This is a genomic window from Parapedobacter soli, from assembly GCF_025460835.1.
In the GTDB taxonomy this organism is placed as follows: Bacteria; Bacteroidota; Bacteroidia; order Sphingobacteriales; family Sphingobacteriaceae; genus Parapedobacter; species Parapedobacter soli.
Map to the genome: position 1 here is coordinate 1 of NZ_JAMXAY010000018.1, position 11813 is coordinate 11813.

General features: G+C 48.4%; 10 protein-coding genes. 5 read left to right on the forward strand and 5 right to left on the reverse strand.

Annotated elements, in window-relative coordinates:
- Positions 1-56: 56 nt before the first annotated feature.
- Together NGM62_RS09705 and NGM62_RS09710 are read right to left on the reverse strand one after the other, a co-directional pair.
- Positions 57-1739 (reverse strand): amino acid permease, encoded by a 1683-nt coding sequence (locus tag NGM62_RS09705; RefSeq protein WP_262247533.1) that lies wholly within the window; start codon positions 1737-1739, stop codon positions 57-59.
- A gap of 109 nt (positions 1740-1848) precedes the next feature.
- Complete coding sequence (locus tag NGM62_RS09710; protein WP_262247535.1) at positions 1849-2523, reverse strand: ACP phosphodiesterase; 675 nt, start codon at positions 2521-2523, stop codon at positions 1849-1851.
- Positions 2524-2644: 121 nt separating this feature from the next.
- On the opposite strand from NGM62_RS09710, the gene tyrS reads away from it, so the two are divergent.
- The gene (gene tyrS / locus NGM62_RS09715) at positions 2645-3928 is read left to right on the forward strand and encodes a tyrosine--tRNA ligase (RefSeq protein WP_262247536.1); all 1284 of its coding nucleotides are present in this window, start codon (positions 2645-2647) and stop codon (positions 3926-3928) included.
- A 30-nt stretch (positions 3929-3958) separates the two neighbouring features.
- Here tyrS and NGM62_RS09720 read toward each other — a convergent pair whose 3' ends face one another.
- Positions 3959-4702 carry a DUF4397 domain-containing protein gene (locus tag NGM62_RS09720; RefSeq protein ID WP_262247537.1) on the reverse strand — a complete coding sequence of 248 codons (744 nt, stop codon included), beginning with the start codon at positions 4700-4702 and terminating at the stop codon, positions 3959-3961.
- A gap of 248 nt (positions 4703-4950) precedes the next feature.
- Here NGM62_RS09720 and NGM62_RS09725 point away from each other — a divergent pair, with 248 nt between their 5' ends.
- Positions 4951-7503, forward strand: a complete 2553-nt coding sequence (locus NGM62_RS09725; protein ID WP_262247538.1) for an FtsK/SpoIIIE family DNA translocase — start codon at positions 4951-4953, stop codon at positions 7501-7503.
- Entirely contained in the window at positions 7500-8162 is a 663-nt protein-coding gene (locus NGM62_RS09730; RefSeq protein WP_262247540.1) for a LolA family protein, read from the forward strand. Before NGM62_RS09725 ends, NGM62_RS09730 begins: the two co-directional genes overlap by 4 nt.
- A gap of 36 nt (positions 8163-8198) precedes the next feature.
- Here the strand turns inward: NGM62_RS09730 and NGM62_RS09735 are convergent, their stop codons facing one another.
- A complete protein-coding gene (locus NGM62_RS09735; RefSeq protein ID WP_262247542.1) occupies positions 8199-9008 on the reverse strand; it encodes a lytic transglycosylase domain-containing protein in 810 nt (269 codons plus the stop codon).
- 242 nt (positions 9009-9250) lie between these two features.
- On the opposite strand from NGM62_RS09735, the gene NGM62_RS09740 reads away from it, so the two are divergent.
- Both NGM62_RS09740 and NGM62_RS09745 read left to right on the forward strand, forming a co-directional pair.
- The gene (locus NGM62_RS09740) at positions 9251-10312 is read left to right on the forward strand and encodes a pseudouridine synthase (protein ID WP_262247543.1); all 1062 of its coding nucleotides are present in this window, start codon (positions 9251-9253) and stop codon (positions 10310-10312) included.
- A gap of 32 nt (positions 10313-10344) precedes the next feature.
- On the forward strand, positions 10345-10815 hold the full coding sequence (locus NGM62_RS09745; RefSeq protein ID WP_262247545.1) for a nucleoside triphosphate pyrophosphohydrolase family protein: 471 nt from the start codon (positions 10345-10347) through the stop codon (positions 10813-10815).
- An 8-nt stretch (positions 10816-10823) separates the two neighbouring features.
- On the opposite strand, the gene NGM62_RS09750 is transcribed toward NGM62_RS09745, so the two are convergent.
- The gene (locus NGM62_RS09750; protein ID WP_262247546.1) at positions 10824-11789 is read right to left on the reverse strand and encodes a TIGR01212 family radical SAM protein; all 966 of its coding nucleotides are present in this window, start codon (positions 11787-11789) and stop codon (positions 10824-10826) included.
- Positions 11790-11813 lie beyond the last annotated feature (24 nt).

The following is an 11813-nucleotide window of genomic DNA, read 5'->3' on the forward strand; positions in this document are numbered from 1 at the left end:
CCCTGCAAATCCAATCCCCAAAATTCTTAAAAGCGAAATCCCTGCACGATGTTACGTTATGAAGGATCGTTGAGTTTTGAATGCCGATAACCGTAACCGAAATAAACCACGAGGCCGATAGCAAGCCATACCAGAAAAATGAACCAATTGCTTGCCCCCAGTTGTGACATCAGATAGAGATTTACCAGGATACCGGCAACAGGCAATAGCGAAAACCGATGGCGGTAGCCCATGATGCTAAGCACGACCCATACCACCCAAAAAATGATGATAAGTAATTTGTGCTCAATAATATCAGCGACTGGCATGTTACGCCATTCAGCAATGGCATCTTGTCCGAAAAGGTAAACACCGTAAACAGCTATCAGCAACCCCGCGGTAATCAGATACCGGCCGTTGATATAAGGTACTTTGAATTTTGATTGCTTTGATATCCCTGAATAGTCCATGTACAATACGCCGGAACATACCAATATAAAGGCAAAAAATGTCCCTACACTGGTAAGGTCTACAAAGAAATCCATCTTGAAGAACAAGGCGGGCACAGCTACCATGATCCCAGCAACAATTGTTGCGAATGACGGTGTTTTATATTTCGGATGGATAGTGGAGAACCGCTTCCAAAGGAGCCCGTCACGGCTCATGGTCATCCAAATACGCGGTTGGGCGAGCTGGAAAACCAGCAATGCACTGGTAATGGCTACCACCGACGTTACCGACACGATCCCCGCCATATAATCTACCCCCACGTATTCAAAAACAAACGACAGGGGGTCTTTCACGTTCAATTCCGTGTAATTGACCATGCCTGTCAGCACGAGTGTAATCAAAATGTAGAGAACTGCACAGATGAGCAAACACAATATCATGGCTTTTGGCAAATCGCGCTGTGGGTTCCGGCACTCTTCCGCCGTGGTGGATATGGAATCAAACCCGATAAAAGCGAAAAATACCGCCGCCACACCGCTAAGCACTCCTTCCACACCATTCGGGGCAAACGGCACCCAGTTCTCGGGCTTCACAAAAAAGGCCCCGCCGAAAATAACAAACAAGATTACTCCAATCTTGATGGCTACCATGATATTGCTTGCGGTCCTCGACTCCTTGATGCCGATATAAACCAGCCACGTGACCAGAAACGTGATTAACCCGGCTGGCAAGTCGAATATAAGTGGAACATCCCCAAAACGCGGGGCTTGCTCGAAAGCCATGGCTGCGGTGCGCTCTGCCGCAGACAACGCTTCGACACCATGCTCCTGCAGCCGCAAATGCGCCTCCGATGCATAGGCGGGGGCCATGGTCATCCACCCAGGCAGGCGAATACCAAACCCATTGAGCATACTCACAAAATACTGCGACCATGAAATGGCCACAACCATATTGGACACCGCGTATTCAAGGATAAGCGCCCAGCCGATAATCCAGGCAAACAATTCGCCAAAAGCCACGTAAGCATACGTGTAGGCACTTCCCGAAACAGGTACCGTACTAGCGAATTGCGCATAAGACAGGGCTGTAAAAACACAGGCAATGGCTACAAAAACAAACAGCAGTGATACCGCCGGACCACCGTTGAAACTGGCCAGGCCAATGGTACTGAATATACCCGCTCCCACAATGGCGGCCACACCGAGCGATACCAAGTCACGTACACCCAGCACCTTCTCCAGACCACCGGCCTTAGCCGATGCGTTTATAATCTGATCTACGGATTTTTTACGGAATAGTCTGTTTGCCATATCGATAATCATTGGCTTAGATTGACCAACAATGGCTCAAACATAAAAAAAATATTTCATCGCAGCGGCGTCGGTGATATGATTATTTAGGCAAATAACGATTTGGATGTCAAGCCAGGTGCATCTCTATATCATCGAAAATAGTATGGAAATCGGCATCCAACAAAGCTGCATAATGTGTCAGCGTGGCTGTCATCCGCTCCGTCTGGTCATCGGTAAGCCGTACGTCCCAGAGGCGGCGGCAGATACTGATGACAGCCTGTGTGATTTGATCAAATTGCCGGTAGCTACCCACATATTGGGCCCGCAAAAAACTATTGAAATATGTAAAGAAGAACGTGGTTTCGGGCACATCACATAGCAGCAGGAACCGACCAACAGCATCACGGTCTACCGCCGCCAGACAAGCGTAAAAATCAGACTCGTGCACAGACTGATGGCGAAGAAGCAAGTGATCCAATAATAGCTCCAATGCGATGTGTGACAGGAAGGAAGGCCGGATTGGCGTACCCGCCACCACGGGCGAAAGCAACTGCTTCAGCTCGTGCGTATGGGTGTAGAAAAAAGGGGCATTGTGAAAATAGCGATCGGCCTCCACGTGCCGTCCCCACCCCCGGTAAATCTCTCGGAGCTTCGGGTTACCATCGAAACGGTCCTCGTATTTATGGGGCAGTACGTTCACATCCTTATCTGCGTTCTTAATCAGGTCGGGCAACACGCACCCCACCACCAGCTCAGGGTTGCGGTTATAGCGTTCGAAATAATAATGTGAGAGAAAATTCATACGGCCCACTTTACGCACATTCAACACTTATTGTGCCAAGGTAACGATTTTACCCGATAATTTACCATGCTTTCTGCTATCTTTGCCGTCAGATTGATTACCGAATTGATTAGTTAGAATAATGGGCTTTGTTGACGAATTACGATGGCGGGGTATGCTGCATGATATCATACCCGGTACAGAAGAACAATTACTCAAAGAGAAAACAGCCGGGTATATCGGCTTTGATCCCACCGGGGATTCGCTGCATGTGGGCCACTTGACCCAACTGATGACACTGATCCATTTCCAGCAGGCCGGGCATCGCCCCGTGGCCCTCGTGGGCGGCGCAACGGGTATGGTGGGCGACCCTTCTGGCAAATCGGCCGAACGCAACCTGCTGGACGAAGATACGCTGGCGCACAACGTAGCCTGCCTGAAAAAACAACTGGCCAAATTCCTCGATTTCTCCGCAGGCGAACACGGCGCAATCATGGTAAACAATTATGACTGGTTCAAGGAATTCCGCTTTTTGGACTTTATTCGGGATGTGGGCAAGCATATTACCGTAAACTATATGATGGCCAAAGATTCGGTAAAAAAACGGCTAGAAGGGGAAAACGGCCTGTCATTCACCGAATTTTCATACCAATTGATACAGGGCTACGATTTTTACTACCTGTGGAAAAACCAAGGCTGTATGCTCCAGATGGGGGGGTCTGACCAATGGGGGAATATCGTTACCGGAACGGAGCTCATCCGACGCAAGGAAAGCGGCTCCGCTTACGGGCTTACCACCCAGCTCATCAAGAAGGCCGACGGCAATAAATTCGGAAAAACAGAGAGCGGTGCAGTATGGCTCGACCCCGAAAAGACATCCCCTTACCGCTATTACCAGTTTTGGCTCAATGCAAGTGACGAGGATGCCAAAAATTGGATTAAAATCTTCACTTTGAAGTCAAAGGGAGAAATAGAGGCGCTTATTGCGGAACACGACGCGGCGCCCCATCTCCGGGTGGTACAAAAAGCGCTGGCGAAAGACATCACCATACGCACCCACTCGGAGGCCGACTATGACACAGCGGTTAATACTTCCGAATTCCTGTTCGGCAATGGGTCTCTTGACTTTCTAAAAGATCTATCGCATAATGCGGTTCTGGATGTATTCGATGGCGTACCGACGTTCCGCATCTCACGGAACACGTTGAGCACAGGCATCCCCATAGTTGATTTATTGGCTGTAGACAGCGCTGTGTTCTCCTCAAAAGGGGAAGCACGCAAAATGATACAAGGTGGCGGCGTGTCGGTAAACAAGTCAAAAATCACCGACCCTGCACAGGAGCTCCACTCCGGCAACCTGGTGAACGACAGGTATCTCATTGTACAACGCGGTAAGAAAAACTATTTCCTGCTGATTGCGGAATAAGAACCGTGGCGACTGGGCAAATCGCCGCATCTAATGAATAAGGATGCCGTGCCCAAATCCCAGGGAGATGTTTTCAGTATCGCTGAGCAGCCCTTTCACCCACAAGGTGTAAATCATGCCTGCCGCAGGTTCAAACTCGAACGTATGTAGCACGTCTCCGCTACTATGTTCGATGAAATCCACGGTGCAGGTTATCCCGCCATCGATCGAAACGAAGTCGGAGGCCTCCTTAAATGCCTTGTCACTGATAATCAACGGGTCGACTGCATCTGAATGGATCTCGAAATCCAACGCCGGCGCATCCGGGCTTAAATGGATGAAGCGGATTTTTGCCTTCCCCTCAGCAGGCTCGGTCAGGTCATCTTCCGTGGATATGACTTCTATATTTTCATATCCTACCACATATAACGAATAGAAGCTTCCCGGCACGAAATTTACCGTTTTCTGAACAATGGGTTCAGCATTGGGGTAGTCCACCGGATCGACAATACTTACCACCCTACTATTAGGCCATGCATTCTTGTAGGGCAACGTATCGGAATAAGCGAAACCCTCATCTTCCCGTACGATATCATTGAAGTTAAGCTTATTATAGTCTAGAAATATATCGAGTTGACCCGATCCGGGAACCCCGTTCAACGCGCGCACAGCAGATACCCGGTATAATTGGTCGTCATCTTTAAAACATCCGCCCAACACCACACTGATGACTACTAATGCAGTAGCCAAAAACCATGTTTTCTTTTTCATCTTTACATTTACAGACTGCTTCATCTGACTCTCTTGTTTTAATTAACCCATGCTAACCTACGCCATCCAAATAACTGCCGATACATCTTCCCGGTTGGCACGTCTTATCATTCATTCTGAAAAAATAACGAGCTAGCCCGCGACATCGCTACATATCAGTAAAAAAATCAAAACAGGTATTGGATCCGTTTTGAACATTGCGTTACATGGCAACACGACCGATAATCAGCAAAAAATACGTAAGTTTGTCTCAAACAAAACGTGTACTTTACATGTCCGGAAAAGGGAACTCATTCAGAAAAAACGTTCGAAATAACACGGAGGGCCAATCTGCCAGACGGAAAAAGCGAGAACCAAAAACGTCAAAAACAAAATCACTAGGCATTTTTGGGAGCAAAGCGATAAAAATTGTGGGTTTGTTCCTGCTTATCCTGTCTGTATATTTCCTTATTGCCTTCATTTCATATTTATTTACCTGGAAAGAAGACCAAAGCTATGTATCTGCAGCGAATGGCGGCTGGCATACATTATTCCAAACACGCGAAGAGCTTGCCCTGGCCGGCGTGGATAGTCCGGTTGTGCAAAATTGGATGGGTAAGGTGGGAGCACTGCTTGCTCACCAGTTTATTTACAAATGGTTTGGTATCGCCTCATTCCTCTTTGTGGGTATTTTATTCATTATCGGGTACCGGTTATTATTCAAAGTAAAAATTATCTCCATTTGGAAGGTATTGGGATATGCCCTGTTTTTGCTGGTCTTCGTTTCGGTGGCATTAGGGTTTATCCACGGCTTCGTGAGTGATTACCCACATTTTTTGGAGGGTGAGTTTGGCTATTGGTCCAACCGCTTGCTCGAGGCACAAATCGGTACTGTGGGCGTAGCGGGGTTATTGATTTTCACCATTTTTACCACGCTTATTCTTTTATACAACCTAGATTTCAAACTAAAGCCACGCCGTAATGGTATCGGTATCCCGGATCAAACGGATGACTCCACATTGGAAGCGAACGTGATGCGCAATGAAGAACGTTATACCCAGGAGTCGGAATACCGCGTGGATCCTGTGGAGTTCAGCCTCAACCGTGCTCGGGAGGAAGAGTCCCGTAACGAGAAATTACAGCAAAACATGAGTACCTCCAAGTCGGCAAAGGTGGACGAAAGCGCCGCTCCGGATTTTACAGTGGAGGCGGCATCGGCGGAAAAGCCAGAGGCCAAGAACGAGCTCAAGACTCCTGCGCTGACCGTTGCCGCCATCAAAGAAGAAAAACCCAGTACGGCAGACGAGTTGGTTGAGAAAGTAGGGCAATACGACCCGAAACTGGATTTATCCGGTTATCAATACCCTACGCTCGACCTGTTGCGCGATTATGGCTCGGGCAAAATCACGGTGAATAACCATGAGCTCGAAGCGAACAAGGACAAGATTGTGGACACCTTGGGCAATTACAACATCGAGATATCCAAAATCAAGGCAACCATCGGCCCCACGGTAACACTCTACGAAATCATCCCCAAGCCCGGCGTACGTATATCGAAAATCAAAAACTTGGAAGATGACATCGCGCTGAGTTTGGCTGCATTGGGGATACGTATCATAGCTCCAATGCCTGGCAAGGGCACCATCGGCATTGAAGTACCCAACAGCCACCCCGAAATGGTATCCATGCGGTCGGTACTGGCAACGGAGAAATTCCAACATACCGATATGGATTTACCCATCGCATTAGGCCGTACCATATCAAACGAGGTATATATTGCCGACCTAACCAAAATGCCCCACTTATTGGTTGCCGGGGCCACCGGACAAGGTAAGTCGGTCGGTATCAACGCTATCCTTACGTCACTGTTGTATAAGAAACACCCTGCCGAACTAAAGTTCGTACTGGTCGACCCTAAGAAAGTAGAGCTTTCGCTATTCAAAAAGATTGAGCGCCACTTCCTAGCCAAGCTACCGGGAGAAGAGGATGCTATCATCACAGATACCAAAAAGGTAATCAACACGCTTAACTCGTTGTGCATCGAAATGGACGCACGGTACGATCTGCTGAAGAACGGCCAGGTACGGAACCTGAAGGAGTACAATAAAAAATTCGTGAACCGGCGCCTTAATCCTGAGGAAGGTCACCGGTTTCTCCCATTCATTGTGCTAATCATCGACGAGTTTGCGGACCTGATGATGACTGCCGGCAAAGAGGTGGAAACACCTATTGCCCGACTGGCCCAGCTGGCCCGCGCTGTGGGTATCCACTTAGTTATCGCTACACAACGCCCGTCGGTAAACATCATTACCGGAACCATCAAAGCCAATTTCCCGGCACGGTTGGCCTTCCGCGTTCTATCCAAAGTCGACTCGCGCACCATCCTCGACTCGGGGGGTGCCGACCAGCTGATTGGTCGGGGCGATATGCTGTTGGCAACGGGAAGCGATTTGATCCGGATACAATGTGCTTTTGTAGACACGCCCGAAGTGGAAGAAATCTCTGATTTCATCGGTAACCAACGGGGCTATCCATCTGCACTCCTCCTACCTGAATATGTAGGTGAAGACGGCGAGGGTGGTGCAGGCGACTTCGATATCAGTGACAGGGATTCTATGTTTGAAGAGGCCGCCCGCCTGGTGGTACTCCATCAACAGGGGTCCACTTCACTTATACAACGTAAGTTAAAGCTCGGCTACAACCGTGCCGGACGAATCATCGACCAATTGGAGGCTGCGGGCATCGTAGGACCATTTGAGGGCAGTAAGGCGAGAGAGGTACTATTCCCCGACGAATATTCATTGGAACAGTTTTTGGATGGGTTGAATAAAGAAGGTGAGAGATGAAAAAGTCGACTTTTAACGTAATCGCATTAGCAATACTTCTCGGAGGTATTGCTTTACCGGGATATACACAAACCGATGCTGGGGCAAAGGCGCTCCTCGACAAGGTAAGCCAAACCTACGGAACATACAAAACCATCCAGGCTGACTTCTCCCTTGAAATGAAGCAAGGTAGCCAGCAAACAAATCACAAAGAGTCTGGTACGGTTTATATGAACACGCCGGAAGGCAAATATCGGATTTCCATGGGTAACCAAGATATCATCAGCGACGGGAAAACCCAGTGGATGGTGCTCAAAGACATGGACGAGGTACAGGTTACTGATGTAGATCCCTCGTCTGATGCAATATCGCCGACGAATATCTTTTCTTTTTACAAAACGGGTTACAAATACATGTCATCAGCCGATGAGACTGCCGGCGGCAAACAGCTAGCGGTGGTAGAAGTTACACCCGAAGACACCAGTTCACCCTATTTTAAAATAAAACTGCGTATCGACGAAAAAACCCACTTGATACACGACGTGACAGTATTCGACAAAGGTGGGAATCGGTTCGTATACACCTTTAAAAGCACCAAAGCAAACCCACAGCTTGCCCCGAACATGTTTGTATTTAAACAAGCAGATTATCCTGAGATGGAAATCGTCGACCTCCGATAAGTTCGCTATTAATCGTCCTCCGCACGAGAAAGAAAGCTATAACGCACTCATTCGTGAGTCGTCAGCCGACGACGTTTCGGCTAGACGTATGGCATTGCTCCGGTAACCGTGGAGGTTCGGATGCTCGATGATTTCTTTTACCGAAATCAGTTTATACACATAGCTGCCTGTTTCCTTATTCAGCTTCAGCCGGAAATAGTTATCTTCTTTCTGCCTGTTTATGGCCCGTAAGAGTGCCCCCTCGCCGGCATTGAAGGCTGCGGCCACAAGAGTCCAACTATTGAACTCCCGGTATAATGCCTTGATATATTTGGCTGCGGCAACTGTAGACTTCTCGATGTCTTGGCGTTCGTCGGCGGTGTCGTCAACTCGCAATCCGAACGACCTTGCTGTGGCTGGCATAAACTGCCAATAACCAGAAGCGCCGCGGTGTGACGTTGTGCCGCTAGTAAAGCCGCTTTCAACCAAAGGGATGTACTTGAAGTCTTCCGGGACACCATGTGAACGGAGTATGGCCGCCACTTTTGGCAGGGCACTCAAAGCTTTACGGTGCAATCCATGCGAGCGTTGTTTTGCATAGGAATATTCGCGGAGGTAACGCATCATTTTTCCCTCGATCCGTTGGTCGCCTAACGGCAGGTTTTCGTCGGCGAAAGACAATGAAGCAAAGTAGGGGGTATTTCGGATTGCACTGATATCCTCTTGCATCAATAGCTGCAATGATAACGAATCATCAGTCCACTTTTCCGAATGTCGCTCATCAGCCGACACTTCGTGGGTGTACAGCTTAGAGAGCGACACCAGGAGTAAAACCGCGCTAAAACAGAGCAGTTGTTTTTTTATCATTCAAACCCTTTTCTGCAATTCAAACGCCGTAAAACGACACGTGAAATTGCTTGATCCAAAAAGCTGGCGACAAAAGTAAAAATTATATCATTAACATACAAATAGTTACAAAACAACACCTTGTATTTTAACATAATTTAACGTACCTTTTCGGGTTATTTTTTCGTAAAAAAAGAGCTATACGTCGTATAAGCGGTATTTTTTGACTACTTTTGCAGCTTACATTTTTTACGGTAAAAATCATGCCATTTAGTAACAAAAGGAACAGTCGGGACGACAACTCCAAACAGCGGCGCAGGTCAACCTCCAACCATCCCCGCGCGAAGGGTCGCAATTTTGCAAAGCAAAGAACTACCGATGACGAGCAGTGGCAACCGAATACAGGGTCAAGTAGATTCAGCGGAAAGCGCAAAAATACGGACGCCAGTACTCATCGGGACGGCACACAGCGGCGGGGCGGCCAGTATACTTCGGACAGGTCAGAAAGGCGTCCTTATGGCAATAAGCCATACGACCCATCCAAGAAACGGCGCGAGCGGACGGAAACCCGTAAAAACCCGCCGGTCGACAGCCGAACCCAAGACGACGGGCTTATCCGGCTAAACCGTTACATTGCCAACTCAGGTGTCTGTTCCAGGCGTAAGGCCGATGAGTTAATCGAAGCAGGTGTTATTACCGTAAACGGCGAAGTTGTCACCGAACTGGGCAGCAAAGTGGACCCTGCGAAAGATGACGTACGATACAATGGCGAGCGCTTGAAACGGGAGAAAATGGTGTACATACTACTAAACAAACCGAAAGATTATATCACCACAACTGATGACCCACAAGAAAGGCGGACGGTGATGCAACTTGTGGCCAATGCTTCACGGGAGCGGATTTATCCGGTAGGCCGATTGGACCGAAACACGACAGGGTTACTGCTATTGACCAACGACGGTAATCTCGCAGAGAAACTGTCACACCCACGAAATAACGTGGCCAAGATATATAATGTCGAGTTGGATAAAAATCTGACACAGGGTGATTTGAACAAAATAGCCTTCGGTTTGGAGCTCGAAGACGGGTTTGTAAAACCCGACGCCGTTAGCTATGTGCAAGGTGGCAGTAAACGTGAAGTAGGCATCCAGATCCACAGCGGCAAGAACCGCATTGTAAGACGCATCTTCGAGCACTTGGGTTACGACATTATCCGACTGGACCGGGTGGTCTATGCCAACCTCACCAAAAAGGACCTTCCCCGTGGCCGGTGGCGCCACCTCGAAGAAAAAGAAATCATCCAACTCAAACACTTTATCAAGTGATTGTAGATTATTTTTGAATTACGACTAATATCATGACAGATCCCAAATCCCTTACGTCCGTAGCTGCATTTCACAAAACATTCAAGCATCCGATATTACCGGAGCCAGCCATCCCCGACGAAAACCGTTGTAAGTTACGGGTGGCACTGCTGGCTGAGGAACTCGGCGAACTAGAAGAGGCCATTGCTGCCAACGACCTGGTAGAGGTAGCAGACGCACTGTGCGACCTGCAGTATGTGCTGTCTGGTGCCGTGCTGGAATTTGGTTTAGCGGATAAATTTGCGGAGCTATTCGATGAAGTACAACGCTCAAACATGAGTAAGGCATGCAAAACCGTGCAAGAGGCAGAGGAAACTGTAGCCCATTATCAAGCGAAAGGGGTGCCGTGCTTCTACGAACAAGCCGATGGACATTATTTGGTATACCGTACAGAAGACCGGAAAACGCTCAAATCCGTTCACTACTCACCCGCCGACCTGAAATCAATCCTACATAGGGACTGATAAACAACTTAACCTCGGCGTATATAATTACTGCCCTGGTAGGCCCCACGGCGCTCCAGTTCCTTATCGATGTAGGTCTGGATTGCGGATTTCCCCTTCCCCCAATTCGGGGCAATCAACAATTCTTGATCTGCCAATCCGAAGAGGCGCTGGATAACGATATCAGGGCGCAACAAGGGGATAAACTCGCAAAGGAAATCAGAATACTCCTCCAAGCTGAATACGTGGAATGGCTCACGTTTATAATGTACCCCCATGATGGAACCCTCCACAATGTGGAGGTGATGGAGTTTGACGAATTTAATCTGTGGGAACTTATTGATTTCATCTGCATAACGTAGCATCATCTCCCGTGTTTCCCATGGGAATCCGAAAATGGTGTGTACACAAATATCCAGCGGGCTTCCTTGAGCTAACGCCAACGCCGCCTCCAGCTCCTGATGGGTGCACCCCCGGTTAATGCGGCTCAATGTATCGTCATAGATAGACTCCATACCCATCTCCAAATCCACATCGTAGCGACCGGCATAACTCTCGAGCAAAGCTATCTTTTCAAAGTCAATGCAGTCGGGGCGCGTACCCACTGACAGCCCGACTACCTGCCCGGGCACGGTGCGCTCGGCCTCGGCCAGTGCCTCGTCATACATCGTCTTGAGGTAATGAACGGGCGCGTATGTATTGGTGTTTGGCTGAAAATAGATAATGAATTTTTCTGCCCCATAACCGTTTACCGCTCGTTGGATACCCTCTTCCACTTGTTGGCGGATCGTGGGCAACTTCCGGGCCGAATCGGGTGTAAAAGAATCAACATTACAATATGTACATCCGCCATATCCTTTACTGCCGTCACGGTTCGGACATGTAAATTGACCGTCTACAATGATTTTGAATACACGCTTACCCTCATATTTAGCACGCAGATACGCACCGTAATGGTTGTAAGGCTTCTGCCCAATGTCGAGGAGTGTGCTCATATAGCAGGCAAAGATACGGGTTTA